Below are 18,049 nucleotides of genomic sequence, written 5' to 3'. Positions count from 1 at the left end.
ATTTAATGGGAAATAGATAATGTCTGAATCTCAACAGATTATTCGTGTTGGTAATGTTGACGTAGCCAACCATTTACCGTTTGTGCTTTTTGGCGGAATGAATGTTCTTGAATCTCGTGACTTGGCAATGCGTATTGCGGAGCACTATGTTGAAGTTACCCAAAAACTGAATATTCCTTATGTTTTCAAAGCGTCTTTTGATAAAGCGAACCGTTCATCCGTTACCTCGTACCGGGGACCAGGCATGGAAGAAGGCCTGCGTATTTTTGAAGAGATCAAATCGACCTTTAATGTACCTTTGATTACCGATGTTCACGAACCCCACCAAGCGGCCCCGGTTGCTGAAGTGGTAGATGTTATTCAGTTGCCTGCATTCTTAGCACGCCAAACTGACCTTGTAGTTGCCATGGCAAAAACAGGTAGCGTAATCAATGTGAAAAAGCCTCAGTTTCTTGCGCCCCATGAAATGCGCCACATTATTGGTAAACTGGGTGAAGCGGGCAACGATAAGGTTATTCTTTGTGAGCGCGGTAGCTGCTTCGGCTACAACAATTTAGTTGTCGATATGCTTGGTATGGATGCAATGAAAGAGTATGCCCCCGTTATTTTTGACGCAACGCATGCGCTTCAGATGCCAGGTGGAAGAGCAACATCAGCTGATGGCCGTCGTGCACAAGCTGCACAATTAGCGCGAAGTGGTATGGCGTTAGGTTTAGCGGGTCTATTCATCGAGGCACATCCAAACCCTGATGAAGCATTATGCGATGGGCCGTGTGCATTGCCTCTTGCGAAGCTTGAACCGTATTTACAGCAGATGAAAGCGTTAGACGAACTAGTAAAAGGTTTTGACGCGTTAGATACAAGTAATACCTAAGCAGTTGTTGATGGCGTATGCCGGTGCAAGCACCGGCATGCGTATCAGGTGTGTAAGTGGATTATTCCGCTTCAGTGACGTTTATGCGTTCTTCACCTTTTGCCATTGCCAATAGGTTCTTGTGAAGCTGAACCTGAATTTCTTCTGCAAGAATTGCTTTTGATTGTTTCTTGACAACAATGTGCGCGTCGTTTTCTGGCAGAACTTCAGCCATTTTAACGCTTGTCATTGCAGTGTTGATTAACGATTGAAGATTGATCTTTTCTGGTTGTGCGTTAGCATTTGCAGCAGCACTTGCGAATGCCATAACAGAAACACTAGCTAATAATAACTTTTTCATATTCACACCTAATAAAAATAATTAAATAATTGTTGATGAATGTTAAAATGTTTAACAAATAATCATCATAAAATACTGAAATTAAATGCTCTTTTTTAATTTCGGGTAAATTATAGTCAGATTGTGGTGATTGTTAAAACGAGTAAAAGTATGGGCTGACATTAGAAAAACTAATGATTTTGTCATGCTTCGGTCACACTGGATTAAAAACGATATATGCACCGACGTTTACCCCCTCTCAATGCCCTAAAATCGTTTGAAGCGGCCGCGCGCCATTTAAGCTTTACCAAGGCCGCCGATGAACTGTTTGTTACCCAAGCAGCGGTTAGTCATCAAATAAAAGCGCTAGAAGATTTCTTATCGATGAAGCTATTTCTTCGGCGCAACAGAACTTTGCTTTTGACTGAAGAAGGTCAGGCTTATTTTCTAGAACTCAAAGACATCTTCAAACATTTACAAGACGCTACGGAAAGGCTGCTTGCTAAAGGGAGTAAGGGCGCTATTACAGTAGCTATGCCTCCAAGCTTTGCGAGTCAGTGGCTAGTACCTCGTATTCATAAGTTTAGTTTGGCGCATCCAGACATTGATGTGCGAATCAAGGCGGTCGATTTTGACGAAGGCTTCTTAGAGGACGATGTGGACGTGGCGATCTATTATGGGAAGGGGCGCTGGGCGGGTCTTCAGGCCGACCAGCTGCACCGGGAGTTTTTGACGCCGCTTTGTTCACCGATGCTTTTTCAAGGTCCAAAACCCTTATCCAGTCTATCTGATTTGAGGCACCACGTGCTGCTTCACGACTTAAGCCGTACTGCGTGGAAGAATTGGTTGAAGCACGTAGGCGTGTTTGGTGTAAATGTTAACCATGGTCCCGTTTTCAGTCACTCCATGTTGGTGTTACAGGCAGCAGCGTTAGGGCAGGGGATTGCGTTAGGAAATACGGTGCTTGCAAGACCTGAAATTGAGGCGGGGCGTCTCGTCATGCCTTTTGAAGAAAGGGTAGAGAGTCGTGATGCATTCTATTTGGTGTGTGAGGAATCGCAAGCTGAACTAGGAAAAATTGCGGCATTTAGAGACTGGATGTTAGCGTTGGTTGAAGCCGAGCAAGAGGATTTGTTGTAGTCATGTCTGGTAAAAATGAAAGCCCTGAAGCCCATACTTTTGACATTGAAGTGCTAGATGCAGATAACCCTGTCGCTTGTTTGATACTAGGGCACGGTGCAGGGGCAGGTAAAGAGCATGCGTTTATGCAAGACGTTGCAAAAGCCCTTGTTGCAAAGGGAATATCTATCGTACTTTTTAATTTCCCTTATATGCAAACTGTAAACGCTACCGGTAAGCGTAGGCCGCCCGATAAAGCTGAAAAGCTAATGTCACACTTTATCGCCTTGACTGAATCGTTTAGCAACGACAGGGAAACGTTGAATAACCTTCCTGTTTTCGTTGGTGGGAAGTCGATGGGCGGACGCATGGCAACCATGGTGTACGAGGAACTGAGCAATGTGAAAGGTGCGATAGCGCTCGGCTATCCCTTTCATCCTCCAGGTAGGCCTGAAAAAACGCGCACCGAGCATCTGCTAACGGCTTCTAAACCTCTGCTGATTGTTCAGGGTGAACGAGATACCTTTGGCACAAAGGCCGAAGTAGAAGGTTATGGGCTACCTTCAAATATAGAATGTGTATATCTAGAAGATGGCGATCACAGCTTCAAGCCACGCAAAGCGAGTGGTAAAACTCAGCAAGTACATATTGTCAAAGCCGCCGAGTTAACAGCTACCTTTATAGGTGGCGTTTTAAGTAACCCGTGATTACATCAAATATTAAGGCAAAAGATTAATTAAATGAAAAACGAAAACATTGGTTTAGCCACCATTGCAAAACCATATCTTATTATTGGCGCGCTGTTGGCAGGCTTAGCAGTAGTACTGGGCGCGTTTGGTGCACATGGTCTAAAAAGCCTACTCACTTCGCAGCAACTTAATACCTTTGAAATAGGTGTGCGTTATCAAATGTATCATGCGTTAGCGCTGTTACTTTTACCTGCGCTTTCTATTACATCGACATGGGGTAATCGCGTAGCATTTTGTTTTGTCATCGGTACAGTTTTGTTTAGTGGAAGTCTTTATGCTTTGTCTATCAGCGGCATAAAATGGTTTGGCCCGATAACCCCATTGGGTGGTCTGTTCTTCATTGTTGGTTGGGGGCTTCTGGTTATAGGTTTAATAAAAGGGCACAAGAGCGTAAAACAGCAGGCGAGTCAAAAACCGGGAGCAAGTAATGTCTAACACCAGCATTTTGGGTTATTGCCGCCCGGGTTACGAAAACGATACGGCCAACGAACTTACCTCGCGATACGGCGAAGCTCAATGCTATGGCTACCCTGTGTCAAAAAAGAACAGCGGTTTTGTGCTGTACCATTTATATGATGGTTCGCAGTTAGAGCAAACGATTACTCAGTTTGCGGTTCACGAAAGTATCTTTCCTCGTCAACTGGTGGCAGTGTTTGCCTCGCTCAGCGATGTGGAGAAAGAAGACAGAGTGGGCCAAGTGTTAGAAGCCTTAAAGGAAGTAGAAAAGCCATTTTCTATTTTTGGTGCTGTCGATGTGGAATACCCTGACACCGAAGAGGGAAAAACTCTCGCAAAGTTTTGCCGCAAGTTTACCGTACCCCTTCGCCAAGCGTTAAGACAGGCCGGATGGTTAACCGCAAAGGAGAACCTAGGTAAGCCTAAACTCCATATTTTTTTCGCGTCATTTGAAATTTGCCATATTGGCTATACATTACCCAGTCATGCCAGTCGTGATCACTTAGGTATTTGCCGTTTAAAATTCCCAAGTGATGCGCCAAGCCGTTCTACGCTAAAACTTGAAGACGCGCTCGTTAATATGCTCAGTGATAAGCAGCAAGCTAAGGTACTTCGAAGTGGAGGTCGCGCCGTCGATTTAGGCGCATGCCCTGGTGGGTGGACTTATCAACTGGTTAAGCGGGGCATGTATGTTGAAGCTATCGATAACGGACTCGTTGCCGACAGTTTAATGAATACGGGTTTGGTTGAACATCACGCTGCGGACGGGTTTACCTATAGACCACAATTTGGTCGTGTAGATCTGCTTGTATGTGATATGATAGAACAACCTGATAGGGTAGCGAAATTAATGGGTGATTGGCTGATCAAGCATTGGGCGACTCACGCGATTTTTAATTTAAAGTTACCTATGAAACAGCGTTATGAAACTGTAGTTGAAGCCATGGCGTTGCTAAATAGCCGTTTAAATGCTCTAGACGATGCATTCGCGGTAAAAGTTAGGCATCTCTACCACGACAGAGATGAAGTTACAGTAACAATTGTTCGCACTTCAAAAGATGAGGTGTGATTTTGTTATTTTTCAAAAAAGTGTCACAACTAATTAAGTTGTTGATACTTATAGAAAAGAATTAATGCTGGTGCGGATTTAAGCAAACAAATCCACGGTTTATGCCAAAAAAGGTGTAAATTTGGTATAGAAATCCTTTATAATCCGGCCGTTTTTTTACTCTGAACCAATGAAAGTGAACTAATGTCAGACTTATCTTTATACAGAAACATTGGTATTTTCGCCCACGTAGACGCGGGTAAAACTACCACAACAGAACGTATCTTGAAGCTTACTGGTAAAATCCATAAAACTGGTGAGGTTCACGATGGTGAATCAACAACTGACTTCATGGAGCAGGAAGCTGAGCGTGGTATTACTATCCAGTCAGCGGCAACAACCTGTTTCTGGAAAGATCATCGCATGAACATCATCGATACTCCGGGACACGTTGACTTTACAGTTGAAGTATATCGTTCACTTAAAGTACTAGACGGCGGTATCGGTGTATTCTGTGGTTCTGGCGGCGTTGAGCCTCAGTCAGAAACTAACTGGCGTTATGCTAACGAATCAGAAGTTGCACGTGTAATCTTCGTGAACAAACTAGACCGTATGGGTGCAGACTTCTACCGTGTTGTTGGGCAAGTTAAGAAAGTACTTGCTGCTAACCCACTAGTAATGACGCTGCCAATCGGTATCGAAGACGACTTTAAAGGTGTTGTTAACCTTCTAGACATGAAAGCGTATATCTGGGATGACTCAGGTCTTCCTGAAAACTACGAAATCGTAGATATTCCAGAAGATATGGTTGAGAAAGCGCAAGAATACCGCGAGCAAATGATCGAAACTGCGGTTGAGCAAGACGACGACCTAATGATGGCTTATATGGATGGTGAAGAGCCGTCTCTAGAAGATATCAAGCGTTGTATCCGTAAAGGTACGCGCGATATGTCTTTCTTCCCAACTTACTGTGGTTCTGCTTTCAAGAACAAAGGTATTCAGCTTGTTCTTGACGCAGTTATTGATTTCTTACCTTCTCCGACAGAAGTTGATCCACAAGATCTAACTGACGAAGAAACGGGTGAGCCTACTGGTGAAGTTGCAACTGTATCTGTTGACGAGCCGTTCCGTGCGCTTGCGTTCAAAATCATGGACGACCGTTTCGGTGCCTTGACTTTCGTACGTATTTACTCTGGTAAGCTGAACAAGGGTGACACTATTCTTAACTCTGCTACTGGTAAGACTGAACGTGTTGGCCGTATGGTAGAAATGCACGCGAACGACCGTACAGAGTTATCGTCTGCACAGGCAGGCGACATCATTGCTATCGTAGGTATGAAGAACGTTCAAACTGGTCACACGCTATGTGATCCGAAGAGCCCTTGTACACTAGAGCCAATGATCTTCCCTGAGCCAGTAATCTCGATTGCGGTTAAGCCAAAAGACAAAGGCGCTAACGAAAAGATGTCTCTTGCTATCGGTAAGCTAGTAGCAGAAGATCCATCTTTCCAAGTTGAAACTGACGAAGATTCAGGCGAAACCATCCTTAAAGGTATGGGTGAGCTTCACCTAGATATCAAAGTAGACATCTTGAAGCGTACCTACGGCGTTGAACTGATCGTTGGTCAACCTCAGGTTGCTTATCGTGAAACTATCACGCAAGCGGTTGAAGACAGCTACACGCACAAGAAGCAGTCTGGTGGTTCTGGTCAGTTCGGTAAGATTGATTACCGCATCCGTCCAGGCGAAACTAACTCTGGCTTTAAGTTCGTATCTAGCGTTGTTGGTGGTAACGTACCTAAAGAATTCTTCCCAGCCATTGAGAAAGGCTTCAAAGGCATGATGGATGTGGGTCCTCTAGCTGGCTACCCAGTATTAGACGTTGAAGTTGAACTTTACGACGGTGGTTTCCACGCAGTTGACTCATCAGCAATCGCGTTTGAAATTGCAGCGAAAGGCGCATTCCGTCAGTCAATGCCAAAAGCAGGTCCTCAGATTCTTGAGCCAATCATGAAAGTTGACGTGTTCAGCCCAGAAGACAACGTGGGTGACGTAATCGGTGACCTTAACCGTCGTCGTGGTATGATCAAAGACCAAGAAGCTGGCGCTACTGGCGTTCGCATCAAGGCTGACGTACCGCTATCTGAGATGTTTGGTTACATCGGTCACCTTCGTACTATTACATCTGGTCGTGGTCAGTTCTCTATGGAATTCAGCCACTACACAGCATGTCCTCAGAACGTAGCTGACAAAGTAATTGAAGAAGCGAAAGCACGTAAAGCAGCTAAGTAATTAGCCTTTGCGAACGTTAGCTGGCCTAGGTCAGCTAACGCTTCAAAAATACTAAGAAGCCGGTCGCATGACCGGCTTTTTTTATGCCGAATGTGTCACGTGCTGACATACTTTTAGTACATCTTATACGGCAGAAATTTCCCAGACATCACCACGCTAACTCTGTCGCCTTTAGGGTCGTTCTCTCGCTGTAAATCCATGGAGAAATCGATTGCGCTCATGATGCCGTCGCCAAACTCTTCATGAATAAGCTCTTTTAGCGTTGTACCGTAAACGCTAACTAATTCATACCAGCGATAAATAAGCGGGTCGGTAGGTACTTCCGTGGGTAACGAGCCTTTGTAAGGGACGATTTGAAGCCAGGCGATAGCTTCGTCACTAAGTTCAAGCAACGCGCCCACGGCTTCGGCTTGTTGTTTTGTCATGGCCATTTGGCCTAAGCAAGCAGCGGTACTCCATTCTTTTGACTGTCCAACCACTTCTGCAATCTGACTCCATTTTATGCTTTTTAAAATTTTGGCTGACTGGATCATGTCGGTAACTTGGGTTCTAGAAGTAATCATTTGAATTTCCTTAAAGGGTTAGTTAATCAAGATGAGCGTAACTAAGTTGCTGAAAATAAGTGCCAGCACTAGCACTTTGTAAACGAAAAGAGGGTGTTTTTTCACTAATGGCTCATACGCCGTGTGATGTGATGGATTCGGGTAGCGAAGCGCATAGATAAATTCAGAGAGCGATGAAAAGCGTTTATCAGGATTCACGTGTAACGCTCGCTTGAGTGCACTATCAACCCATACTGGAATAGGTCGTTTGGAGTCTAGCGCCGTTTCGTACTTAAGTTTCTTCTGTTCAGCAAAGGTATGGCAGTGGGCGAGCTTAGTATGGTAGGGATAACGGCCACATAACAGATAATAAGTCAGTACGGCTAAAGAGAACAAATCAGAACGTTCGGTTCCTATATTACCTAAGAAATACTCAGGCGCAGCGAAAAGCGCAGTACCTGGGATAGGTGCATCGCTATAAAGGCTAGGGGCTTCGGCCAAGGCCGCAGAACCAAGATCAATAATGGTGCAGTGACCTTGCGCGCTAATGATTACATTTTCTAGGCGTATATCTCTGTGAAGAATACCTTGTCGGTGAAGAGCCTGTAGCCCTTTGCCAACCTGTTCGATAATATTTCTTACTTGCTCCAAAGTAGGCGTCGGATTATCGATAGACCATTGCGCCAATGTTTGGCCTTGCACATACTCACTGACGCTGTAAAACGCTGAAGGTGTGTGAGGCAGACCTAAATCCTTAAACATCGGGCTCTTGATAACATGAGCTGAATTAACCCGTCTCGAAAACCAACTCTCTATTAAAAAACCGTTTAGCATTTCTGGTGACTGGGTGAAGTCGGTGGCCGGTGCTTTAATAACGACAGGGCCGTGTCTCTTGGCGCCTGCTGACGCTGTAAGCGTGGCGATAAAAACGTGGCTTCGCGCAGAACTGTATAGCTGACGCGATAAAGTAAAGCCATCAATCTCATTGCCGGCACTGAGTTCAGCCAAAGCGGAGTCGCCATTGTTTTGCAAAAGCACCGGTTCAACAAATAGGTTGTTAGCAGCCTCATGTATATCAGCATCAGATACATCGGCATTTCTAGCGCCCGAAATAGAGTAGAGCCGGCCAAGCTTAGAAGAGCAAGGTTTGGTAGAGGTAGGTTGTGAAGACATAGCTTGAGAAGAAACTGTCTCACTTGAGCACCCCAAGTCGCTGGTTGAGTGAGCCCGCCGTTCATTGTCGTTGTCACCATTAATAAGACAGAATTTGAACTTTATAAGGAGTAGGGTGAGGTTATCTTCACTTCCGTTATGAAATGCCTCGTGTACCACGCTTTCTGCTTGGTTTTCAGAAAACGTGTCGGCCCGATTAATGTTGTTAAGTATGTCAGGTAGTGATACAAATTCATAAACGCCGTCACTACTTATTGCTAGAGTACTCGAAGATGCTAAGGTGAATGACGTGTGGTCAATGTCGACGCTCGCCTTTGCGCCTAATGCATTTAAAAGGTAAGTGTGCGAAGGGGCGCTATCTGATACTTGACGATGAGGTCGAGTAAGCAAAACCGGAGCTTTCAGGTCTTCTGACGCAACCTGAATTTGGCAATCTCCCACGTGAAATACATCCACGTGGTTATCCGTTATAATTGCCACAGAAAGGGTGCAAACGTAACCTTTTTCTGGGGTATAGCAAAAGGGGCTTTTTTGCGTGCGGGTATAAAGCCGTGCATTTATTTCTTTTACAACGGTTTCGGCGCGTGTTTTAACTGACCATTGTTCGGGTGCTATATTAAATAGCTTAATGAACTGGCTAGTGGCAAAATCGCTAGCAACCTGACTAACAGTGCTACTACTCACACCGTCTGCAATTACAAAAACGTTACTTTGGTTAAGTCCGTTAGAGGAAATATGGTAAGCATAGGCATCTTGGTTTATTGCCTTTACGCCGCGTGTTGAATAGGCACTCACACTAAGTTTGCATGGTAGCGAATAGTTCGAATTATTTAGCCCTGCTTGCTTACACATGTTTATTGCTTCTTTCCTGTTTACTACATCATTGACTTGATTATCGACTTTGACGGAAACGGATAATGCCATCACGACCAGTTCTGTTGGGGTAGGTCGTGAAGGCATCAGGGCGAGGAATATTGATTAAACAGGCAGCGTTTGCGATGCCGCTGCCTTATCAACAGGGATTGTACGTTTTGGTAGCGTCTTCACGTGAGTGGTATACAGTGTAAGGCCAGTAAAGGCTAATCCACCTACTAAGTTACCCAGTGCAGTTGGAATTTCATTCCAGATGAAGTAGTCCATGACAGAGAATTCGCCGCCCATGATCAGACCGAATGGGAAAAGGAACATGTTTACAACTGAGTGTTCAAAGCCCATGAAGAAGAACAGCATGATTGGCATCCACATGGCCAATACTTTGCCACTAACATGGGTTGAAATCATTGCACCGACAACACCTAGCGATACCATCCAGTTGCACAGCATGCCGCGAATGAAAATGGTGAACCAACCTGCAACGCCATGTTCTGCATAACCTAATGTGCGAGCCTCACCGATGCTGGCTACTTTGGTCGCTATAGCACCGCCATCAACGTTATAGCCCATAGTGAAGACAAACGACATCATAAAGGCCACCGTCAATGCACCGCCAAAGTTACCTAAAAAAACTAACCCCCAATTTCGTAGAATTTGTTTAGGCGTTACACCTGGGCGTTGAGCTAGCCACGCTAGTGGTGTAAGCACAAATACGCCGGTTAAAAGGTCGAACCCCATAAGGTACAACATACAAAAACCGACGGGGAACAGTACGGCCCCCAGCAAAAATATGCCAGTTTGAACCGCGATAGTAATAGCAAATACGGCGGCTAAAGCTAATATTGCACCTGCCATGAATGCGCGGATTAGGGTATCCCGTGTAGACATATAGATCTTTGCTTCGCCTGCATCTACCATTTTGGTTGCAAACTCAGCGGGGAGAAGATAAGCCATGTTTTCACCTTACGTTGTTGAGATTAATCAGTTACCAGTTGTGGTTTGGCAGTTAGCTATTTACATGTGTTCTTGCAGATCAAAAAAAGGCGTCCGCAGCGCTCTCGTTAGAAAGCACTGGGGACGCCTTTGTCCAAAACTTCTGCATGGTTAATAGCTAACAGACATACCTCTGTTTATGTGTACGTCTTTGTACACCAAAGCTCATAGCGGCCATAGTTAAAGTATTGGCCCACGAACTTTGCTATCCATCTGAATAAAGCTAAAAAAGTGCCAACAGCTAAAATGATCGTGATGAAGGTGAAAATGACCTATTAAAACAATGTGTTAAATATTCTTAGGAAAGGCAGAAAGACAATTGCGCACAGCGCGTGGTGTTTTGTCTGCACTAAAAAGGTGGGGAATGCCTGTTTAGGGTGCAATTAGTTTTAGCTTTTTTTCTTTCGTGCCTGCTTCAAAACTTTTAGCTGATGTTTCATATTGGTTTGCGTTTGCTGTGTTTCAGCTTGTTGTGCATAACTATCAAGTTCGAATTGCGCCGAAAGTTGCTGTAATGCGTTCGCTGCATCTGCGCTTAATAAAGGGAGGACCTCTGCCAAATAGGTAGACAAGGTTTTGTTACCTCTTTGTACACCGGTTTCTGCTTCAACATGTTTTATGGCTTTCAATAAAATGCTATGTGAGGGCGAAAGCGTTTTCCGTTGCCTTTTTGGTAAAAAATACAGCGCTAATATAATACCGACAAGGCCTAGGGCAGTGAGAAATACAAACCGCATTTTTTGCGGTGTCAGCGCACCTAATAGCTCTTCAAACATGTTGGTTTGGGCTGCATTATCAAAACCCAGTACCCACTTACTCCACGAATAATCTAGCTGTTGAAACCAACTTTGTAGCGCAGCAAAAAATGCAGAGTTACTAAAGTCACTGAGTATAGTCGTTTGACGAGACTCCCCGAGTTCTTCTAACGCACGCTCAAGGCCAAAGGTTAGGCGAGAGGGCGCAGCCATGCTGGTGGGGTCGAAGCGTACCCAAACGTTATTGATGAGTGCTTCTACCCATGCATGTGAATCATATTGTCTTATTTGAAGCACGTTTTCATTAAGTGCACTACCCCCTTGATAGCCTGTTACCATTCTCGCAGGCACGCCAGCTGCGCGAAGCACGTAAACCATGGCGCCCGCATAATGAGCGCAAAAGCCCGCGCGCTCCTCAAAAAGAAAACGGTCTACGGGGTCTGTAGGCATAGCATTTGGAGAGAGAGTATAGCGGAACCCACCATTGCCAAATTCACGCATTACCGCTTCGACCACGTCTTGCGCGTTAGAATATTGGTTGGCAAGTGTCTGGCCCCACATTCTCGCTCTCGTATTACCATTCATTGAGACTTCAAGGTTAAGCTGTGCTTCGAATTTTCCTATACCGTTAGTGATATTAGCGTTTGGAAAGTAGCGCATATAGAAAGCTTTTTTGCTTGAAATAGGGCTATTCGCACGTAGGGTATAGTCAAAAAGACTTCTTACATAAATACTGTTTTCACGGTTGTTAGGTGATGAAGGCTCTAGAGCAAATAGCCATGTTTGCTGAGTGGGCTCTACAATCAGTTCGTAATTGGTCACCTGAGGTAGATCGTTTTCGGCCAAAACAGACAAGGGCGTTGGTTTACCCATTAAAGCCAACTGTTGCTCAGCTTGCTTACGTTTGTCGCTTATCGACCAAGTTTTACCATCAAAATGTTCTAGTGTGATGGCGCGCCAGTATCTAGATTCTGCAATAGGGACATCATTGGGGCTATCGAATGTAGCGCTGAAAGCTAACGCAGAGGAACTCGCAAGTGACGCTATATCACCTGGGGTAACCGTGTCGGATAGCCCGGTTTCCGTCGACTTTGAGGTAGGCATCTGCCAAAGCGGAGGTAGCTGGGGCAGTAATAAAAATAAAAGAAGCGCAATAGGAGCGGCTTGAACAATAAGTACAGTTACGAATTTGACATTCTTCTTTATTGAAACGCCAGCACCGTGATAGATAGCAGTTGCAATAAGCAGTAGCGCTAATATTGCTGTGTAGCCCAACCAAGCAAACACGCTAAGCGAAGAAATAAAGCCGCAGCCAATCAAAAATAGGCAGGTACAAATAAGTAAATGAAAATCCCGAGTCTTTTGCACCAGCATAATTTTTAAGCCACTTGCCACGACAAGCAAATTGATCATGCTATCTAGCAGCCCAGCTGACAGGCCGAACCAAGACAAAGCAAACACCGCAAGTATGGCCAGTAGGTTTACCGTGCGTGAGGTGGGCAAACTGTGCATCGTGCTAAGTCCAGCAATTCTGACGATAACAGCACATCCACCGAGCATGAGTACCCATATCATCAGTGGTGCAGTGAGGGTTGCGATGATGAGAGAGAACGCAGTGCAAAGGAGTAATATTGCCAAGGCGCGCGGTTGGCTGAACACTGCTTTATAAATAAAAAATCGTGGTATACGCCTCAAAAAAACCTGATTCATTATACGGAACTCGCCCTTTCATTCTGCCTTTTAGATATTGAAACGGTGCTATCATCAACTGGGGAGAAAGGCGGTGTATGACGGTTAAAGCAGGCGAGTGCCGTTAAACATTTTTGCATATGTTCAACGCCATGGTTAGGTGCAATATTAAGCCCTTTGTAGTGAATTCCGAACACACGGTCAGCAGCTGACCATGATAGGGTTTCAAAGGTTAGTAGGGAAACAGCCGTTTCTATGTCTACATTCGAAGGTATGGAAAGAACAAAACTGTCGCTGCACAACGAGGTAAAAGACTTTGAAACCCAGTTTCCGTTTTTAGCCACATGCTTCCACGATACACGGTTTAAGGGCTGGCCAACTTCGTAATCCTTCAATGCGTAAAAATCGTCGTTGTTCGTTGAATCGTTTATTTGACTGACGCTTTTTGATTCATCTGCACTGGCCACTTTATCGATAGTAACCGGACCTTCTAAGGGCTTTGCATATACAGTTACATGTTGTTGGAAGTCGAGGTGAGTCCAGCATTTGTAAAGCCCAAGTGGAAAGTCGCATGCTATCGTTATACGCCCTAGGGTAAACTTCCCTCGCGTTGCAATATTTAAAGGAACATGTAGTGTTTGCGCTTGCCCTTCATGACCATCTATATTGCCATTTAATGCAAAAGTGTAGCTTGGCGGCGCCGCTGATTTTTCAACGGTATAATCACGTGTTCTTTCTTGGGTTTCAACGTGACGAATGGCATTCAGCCATTTTATAGACAGCATACCGCAGCAGGATTTTGTTGGGGAATTCGTATGCGGAATAACCTGAAGCTGCATTTCACCTTGTAAGTTACAGTGAAAGGGATTAGGAGGAAGTGCTTTAACTGCCAGGCGCGCAAAATTCTGATGCGTGTAAAACAGCGTTAGCAGCATAATGCTTAAACATAAATAGCTAAGCAGTAGCATCAAGTTGTTTTGATAGTTGGTGCCCAATAAAAATAAACACAGTGACAAGATAATGAAAGTCCAGCCAAACCCACTGGGTAGTATAAAAATACTATTCAAGTTTAAATGGTGTTCATGAGAGGCGGGAACCCGTTTATCGAGCCATTTCAATAACCTACGTTTGACGTGTTTTGACATTAATAACGGCACTTTAGGCACGTTCAGTACTCCGAGCTCTCATCATTGCTACGCCGCAAGAGGGTCAACACTATCAAGTAGTTTTTGGCTCAGCTTTTCGCCATCAAAAGCATTCGTTTGCGGGCCTTGGCCGAGTTGATGTGACGGCAGCATTAGCCTATGCGCGGTAATTGCTATGAACACCGCTTGAACATCTTCTGGGGTAACATATGCTTTGCCAGACACGAACGCCCATGCTTTTGCGCCTTGAAGTAGTGCACGACTGGCTCGCGGGGAGAGCGGGTTAGGGTAATCGTTGCTTTCTCTGCTCTCGCTCACCAATCTTAATATGTAGTGGATAACGGCATCGCTCGCGTGAACCGCCGAGACATCGCTCTGCATTTGGTGCAAATTCATCTCATTTAATATTTGCGAGAGAGGTGCTGATGCATCTTGTTGCAAGAGCATGGTCTTTTCAGCTTCCCACGCTGGGTAGCCTAAGGAAATACGCATAAAGAAGCGGTCGAGCTGGGATTCTGGCAATGGATAAGTGCCCGATTGGTAACTAGGATTTTGCGTAGCAATTACAAAAAATGGAGAGGGCAACGCATGGGTTACACCATCTATACTCACCTGACGTTCTTCCATCGCTTCTAGCAGCGCACTTTGGGTTTTTGGACTAGCTCGATTTAATTCGTCAGCTAATACAACTTGGCTAAAGATGGGGCCGTGCCTAAAGCTAAAACGTTTCGACTCATCACTTTCATGGCTGTGAAATATGTTTACACCTAACATGTCTGAAGGAAGCAGGTCTGATGTAAATTGAATTCGAGAATACTGCAGGCCAAAAACTTGCGACAGTGCGTGGGATAACGTGGTTTTACCCATTCCAGGCAAGTCTTCAATCAATAAGTGGCCATTGGCAAGTAAACACGTAATCGCGAGTTTCAGCTGGTGGTCTTTACCAATGATTTTCTGACTGAGAGCTTGCTGAACACGGATAATTTCTTGGCGCATATGATCGTCACTTTAATTTAAAAATACTATGTCACACTAATCACGAGATTGTGTTCAAGCTTTTACGGCTACCCATTAATACTAGCAAGTAAAGTAAAAAGCTCTCTATTCTAATGCCTGTTAAATTTTATACCCACGTATATCAACAGGTGTATAGCTAGCAACCTTATCTCTTTTGTGTTTAGTTCGCTTCTTGCTATCGCTAACGTTAGCCATTAAAAGCATAGCGATGTAGAGCTTTCAACAGCGATCCTAGATATGCGATTGAAATGCCAAGAATGGCGCTTTGCTGTCTTATCGGCATAGATTCCATAAAACATCTGCTATTTAGTGCTGCGTAGTTTATCTGTGTTGTCTATAATGGTGCATCTTGAAAAGGAAGTAGTTATGAAAAGCATTGAAATAGATGACGATTTATATGCCTTCATCGCCAGCCAGACTAAGCATATTGGTGAGAGTGCATCACAGATTTTAAGACGTTTACTTTTACCTGAAGACGGCGCTGTCGCGCACGGGAATGAGTCTAGCGGCAACACATCAACTCCTGCAAAAACAAGCGAATCAATAAGTGCAGAAGTGACCGAGGCTGCAAGTAATTCAAGCACAGCGGTAAGAGCGGAAGCAGCGCCTAAAATACCAGCGAAATCACAGACAGCAAGAACAGCGGCTAAATCAGTAGCCAGTTCGCCGGCGAAAGTCACCGTCAAGAAAACTTCTACAAAGGCTGCACCAGCGAGAACTAGTTCGGCCAAAGCGCCAGCTCGTCCAAAAGTAGCTGGAAATCTAGAGGCCGATTCTACGACGTTGCCTTCAAGCGAGACCCATAATAAGCGGGATATTGTGGATGCTGTATCGAAAGATGCATTGAGTACATTTACCAAACGGGTTGATCAATTCTTGTTTGTTTTGAGTGCAGCGCACAAGCTTAATGCAGAAAATTTCTCTCGCGTAGAGAGTATCAAAGGTAAAAACCGTACCTACTTTGCAACGAGTAAAGAAGCGTTACTTGAAAATGGCAGCAGCACAAATCCCAAAGCTATTCCAGATAGCCCGTTCTGGGTAGTAACAAATAACAACACTGCCAAGAAAACGAATATGCTGGAACAAGTTTTGCGTAACCTTGGCTATCAACCTGATGTTATTGAAACCGTGATTGCGCGTTTTTCTTCAGAAGGTAGATAGCAAGCTAAGTAAGAGAATAACGAAACTTCTAAATAAGGATTTTTTCATGGCATTACATCCGCAAGCTGGAGAGCATGCAGCAAAAGAACAGCTTATTAACGTAGCACAGTTAGTGAGCCAGTATTACAGCTACAAACCGGATATGAATGACCCGGGGCAGGCGGTATCTTTTGGTACGTCTGGCCACAGAGGTACGGCGTCAAACGCTACGTTTACCGATACGCACATCAGTGCGATCTGCCAGGCACTGGTCGAATATCGTAAGCAAGAAGGTATTGACGGCCCATTATTCGTCGGTAAAGATACCCACGCGTTATCTGAGCCTGCCATGATCACAGCGATAGAAGTTTTATGCGCCAATGGTGTTGATGTTGTCGTGCAGCGTGCAGACAACGAAAGCATGGGCTATACGCCAACGCCTGTTATTTCTCGTTCTATTATTCGCTACAACCGTGCGGGCAACACCGACAAGGCAGACGGCATTGTCATTACGCCTTCTCATAATCCTCCTTCAGACGGTGGCTTTAAATATAATCCGCCTCACGGTGGGCCTGCCGATAGCGACGTGACCAAGCAAATTCAAGAGCGCGCCAACGCATTAATTGCAGATGGGAATAAAGACGTTCAGCGTATTGATATCCGCCAAGCGAGCGCTCGCAAACTATTTCGCGAAGAAGACTTTATGGAACCTTATATCGAAGACTTAGCAAAAGTCGTTGATATGGAGGCCATTGCTAAGGCCAATTTGAAGCTAGGCACAGATCCATTAGGTGGTGCTGGAGTAGGCTACTGGTTTAGAATTGCTGAAAAGTATGGGCTGGATATTACGGTTGTTAACGATGCTGTTGACCCACAATTTGGTTTTATGCGCCGAGACAAAGACGGTAAGCTTCGCATGGACTGTTCCTCTGCCTATGCAATGGCGGGGCTTATCGAGCTTAAAGACAACTTTGATTTAGCCTGGGGTAATGACCCCGACTTTGATCGCCACGGAATCGTGTGTAAAAGCGCAGGGCTCATGAACCCTAACCATTACTTGGCGGTTGCTATCAATTATTTGTATACACATCGCGCAGATTGGCCGAGCGAACTTAATATTGGTAAAACCCTGGTTTCGAGCAGCATGATAGACCGTGTTGCCAAAAATTTGGGTAAACCATTAGCGGAAATGCCCGTGGGTTTTAAATGGTTTGTGGAAGGTTTATCTAACAGCACCATTGGTTTTGCGGGTGAGGAAAGTGCTGGTGGTATTTTCCTAGAACGAAACGGAAGCACATGGGCGACAGATAAAGACGGTTTTATCCTATGTTTGCTAGCGGCAGAAATTCTTGCCGTGACTGGTAAAGATCCTGGTGAGCATTACGAAGCGCTAACGGAAAAGTTTGCAGCGCCTGTATACAGCCGCGTCGATGTAGCAGCAACTCTTGAACAAAAGCAAAAATTGTCAGCTATGGATGCGTCAGTGATCACCAGCGATACCCTTGCTGGAGAGCCAATTACTGCAGTGCAAACCCACGCGCCAGGAAATAACGCAGCTATCGGCGGGGTAAAAGTGTCGACAGAGAATGGTTGGTTTGCAGCACGACCTTCTGGCACTGAGCAAATCTACAAAATTTATGCTGAAAGCTTTAATGGTGAAAGTCACTTACAAGAATTAATCGCTGAGGCTGAATTGCTCGTAGGGAAAATCATTAAATAAGGTCAAAATTAAACCTGGCTTAAATAATATTTGTAATAAATTTGTTAAAAATCGCATGAATGAATACGAATTCATGCGATTTTTTGTAATTTTAACAAAATTATTACAACATAATCGTTTTAGTACTGATATATTGCTGTCATAT

Annotated in this window: 15 protein-coding genes; 8 read left to right on the top strand and 7 right to left on the bottom strand. The window is 44.7% G+C overall.

What is annotated here, in order from left to right; all coding sequences use genetic code 11:
• Positions 1–19 precede the first annotated feature (19 nt).
• Positions 20–874 carry a 3-deoxy-8-phosphooctulonate synthase gene (kdsA, locus tag JC525_RS07795; RefSeq protein ID WP_105930884.1) on the top strand — a complete coding sequence of 285 codons (855 nt, stop codon included), beginning with the start codon at positions 20–22 and terminating at the stop codon, positions 872–874.
• A 61-nt stretch (positions 875–935) separates the two neighbouring features.
• Here kdsA and JC525_RS07790 read toward each other — a convergent pair whose 3' ends face one another.
• The gene (locus tag JC525_RS07790) at positions 936–1,214 is read right to left on the bottom strand and encodes a hypothetical protein (RefSeq protein ID WP_198815313.1); all 279 of its coding nucleotides are present in this window, start codon (positions 1,212–1,214) and stop codon (positions 936–938) included.
• A gap of 216 nt (positions 1,215–1,430) precedes the next feature.
• Between JC525_RS07790 and JC525_RS07785 the strand changes: the two genes are divergently transcribed.
• The 5 genes from JC525_RS07785 (at position 1,431) to fusA (ending at position 6,857) form a co-directional block, all read left to right on the top strand.
• Positions 1,431–2,333 carry a transcriptional regulator GcvA gene (locus tag JC525_RS07785; RefSeq protein ID WP_198815312.1) on the top strand — a complete coding sequence of 301 codons (903 nt, stop codon included), beginning with the start codon at positions 1,431–1,433 and terminating at the stop codon, positions 2,331–2,333.
• Positions 2,334–2,335: 2 nt separating this feature from the next.
• A complete protein-coding gene (locus JC525_RS07780; protein ID WP_198815311.1) occupies positions 2,336–3,019 on the top strand; it encodes an alpha/beta family hydrolase in 684 nt (227 codons plus the stop codon).
• A 33-nt stretch (positions 3,020–3,052) separates the two neighbouring features.
• Positions 3,053–3,496, top strand: a complete 444-nt coding sequence (locus JC525_RS07775; RefSeq protein WP_198815310.1) for a DUF423 domain-containing protein — start codon at positions 3,053–3,055, stop codon at positions 3,494–3,496.
• Positions 3,489–4,586, top strand: a complete 1,098-nt coding sequence (gene rlmM / locus JC525_RS07770) for a 23S rRNA (cytidine(2498)-2'-O)-methyltransferase RlmM (RefSeq protein ID WP_198815309.1) — start codon at positions 3,489–3,491, stop codon at positions 4,584–4,586. The genes JC525_RS07775 and rlmM overlap by 8 nt, the downstream gene beginning before the upstream one ends.
• Positions 4,587–4,769: 183 nt before the next feature.
• On the top strand, positions 4,770–6,857 hold the full coding sequence (gene fusA / locus JC525_RS07765) for an elongation factor G (protein ID WP_198815308.1): 2,088 nt from the start codon (positions 4,770–4,772) through the stop codon (positions 6,855–6,857).
• Positions 6,858–6,970: 113 nt separating this feature from the next.
• On the opposite strand, the gene cynS is transcribed toward fusA, so the two are convergent.
• From cynS to JC525_RS07735, 6 genes are all read right to left on the bottom strand, one after another.
• Positions 6,971–7,420, bottom strand: a complete 450-nt coding sequence (gene cynS / locus JC525_RS07760) for a cyanase (RefSeq protein WP_198815307.1) — start codon at positions 7,418–7,420, stop codon at positions 6,971–6,973.
• An 18-nt stretch (positions 7,421–7,438) separates the two neighbouring features.
• Positions 7,439–9,424 carry a protein kinase domain-containing protein gene (locus JC525_RS07755; RefSeq protein WP_198815331.1) on the bottom strand — a complete coding sequence of 662 codons (1,986 nt, stop codon included), beginning with the start codon at positions 9,422–9,424 and terminating at the stop codon, positions 7,439–7,441.
• Positions 9,425–9,550: 126 nt separating this feature from the next.
• Positions 9,551–10,399: a formate/nitrite transporter family protein gene (locus JC525_RS07750; protein WP_198815306.1), complete on the bottom strand. Its 849-nt coding sequence runs from the start codon at positions 10,397–10,399 to the stop codon at positions 9,551–9,553.
• 428 nt (positions 10,400–10,827) lie between these two features.
• Entirely contained in the window at positions 10,828–12,831 is a 2,004-nt protein-coding gene (locus tag JC525_RS07745) for a transglutaminase family protein (RefSeq protein WP_233095048.1), read from the bottom strand.
• A 71-nt stretch (positions 12,832–12,902) separates the two neighbouring features.
• A complete protein-coding gene (locus JC525_RS07740; RefSeq protein ID WP_233095047.1) occupies positions 12,903–14,027 on the bottom strand; it encodes a DUF58 domain-containing protein in 1,125 nt (374 codons plus the stop codon).
• Between the two features lie 48 nt (positions 14,028–14,075).
• Positions 14,076–15,023, bottom strand: coding sequence for an AAA family ATPase (locus JC525_RS07735; protein WP_198815304.1), 948 nt, complete (start codon positions 15,021–15,023; stop codon positions 14,076–14,078).
• Positions 15,024–15,410: 387 nt separating this feature from the next.
• On the opposite strand from JC525_RS07735, the gene seqA reads away from it, so the two are divergent.
• Positions 15,411–16,205: a replication initiation negative regulator SeqA gene (gene seqA / locus JC525_RS07730; protein ID WP_198815303.1), complete on the top strand. Its 795-nt coding sequence runs from the start codon at positions 15,411–15,413 to the stop codon at positions 16,203–16,205.
• Between the two features lie 46 nt (positions 16,206–16,251).
• Positions 16,252–17,904, top strand: coding sequence for a phosphoglucomutase (alpha-D-glucose-1,6-bisphosphate-dependent) (gene pgm / locus JC525_RS07725; protein WP_198815302.1), 1,653 nt, complete (start codon positions 16,252–16,254; stop codon positions 17,902–17,904).
• The last annotated feature ends 145 nt before the right edge of the window (positions 17,905–18,049 follow it).

The sequence above is a fragment of the Alteromonas sp. IB21 genome, from assembly GCF_016405965.1.
In the GTDB taxonomy this organism is placed as follows: Bacteria; Pseudomonadota; Gammaproteobacteria; order Enterobacterales; family Alteromonadaceae; genus Alteromonas.
The sequence above is the reverse complement of the archived record's forward strand: the minus strand, read 5'-3'. Positions and strand labels throughout refer to the sequence as shown.

Coding starts and splice junctions, on each gene's coding strand:
- seqA (WP_198815303.1), top strand. CDS start 15,411: ATGAAAAGCATTGAAATAGATGACGATTTATATGCCTTCATCGCCAGC.
- JC525_RS07790 (WP_198815313.1), bottom strand. CDS start 1,214: ATGAAAAAGTTATTATTAGCTAGTGTTTCTGTTATGGCATTCGCAAGT.
- JC525_RS07740 (WP_233095047.1), bottom strand. CDS start 14,027: ATGTCAAAACACGTCAAACGTAGGTTATTGAAATGGCTCGATAAACGG.
- JC525_RS07785 (WP_198815312.1), top strand. CDS start 1,431: ATGCACCGACGTTTACCCCCTCTCAATGCCCTAAAATCGTTTGAAGCG.
- JC525_RS07735 (WP_198815304.1), bottom strand. CDS start 15,023: ATGCGCCAAGAAATTATCCGTGTTCAGCAAGCTCTCAGTCAGAAAATC.
- kdsA (WP_105930884.1), top strand. CDS start 20: ATGTCTGAATCTCAACAGATTATTCGTGTTGGTAATGTTGACGTAGCC.
- rlmM (WP_198815309.1), top strand. CDS start 3,489: ATGTCTAACACCAGCATTTTGGGTTATTGCCGCCCGGGTTACGAAAAC.
- cynS (WP_198815307.1), bottom strand. CDS start 7,420: ATGATTACTTCTAGAACCCAAGTTACCGACATGATCCAGTCAGCCAAA.
- JC525_RS07750 (WP_198815306.1), bottom strand. CDS start 10,399: ATGGCTTATCTTCTCCCCGCTGAGTTTGCAACCAAAATGGTAGATGCA.
- pgm (WP_198815302.1), top strand. CDS start 16,252: ATGGCATTACATCCGCAAGCTGGAGAGCATGCAGCAAAAGAACAGCTT.
- JC525_RS07780 (WP_198815311.1), top strand. CDS start 2,336: ATGTCTGGTAAAAATGAAAGCCCTGAAGCCCATACTTTTGACATTGAA.
- JC525_RS07755 (WP_198815331.1), bottom strand. CDS start 9,424: ATGTGTAAGCAAGCAGGGCTAAATAATTCGAACTATTCGCTACCATGC.
- fusA (WP_198815308.1), top strand. CDS start 4,770: ATGTCAGACTTATCTTTATACAGAAACATTGGTATTTTCGCCCACGTA.
- JC525_RS07775 (WP_198815310.1), top strand. CDS start 3,053: ATGAAAAACGAAAACATTGGTTTAGCCACCATTGCAAAACCATATCTT.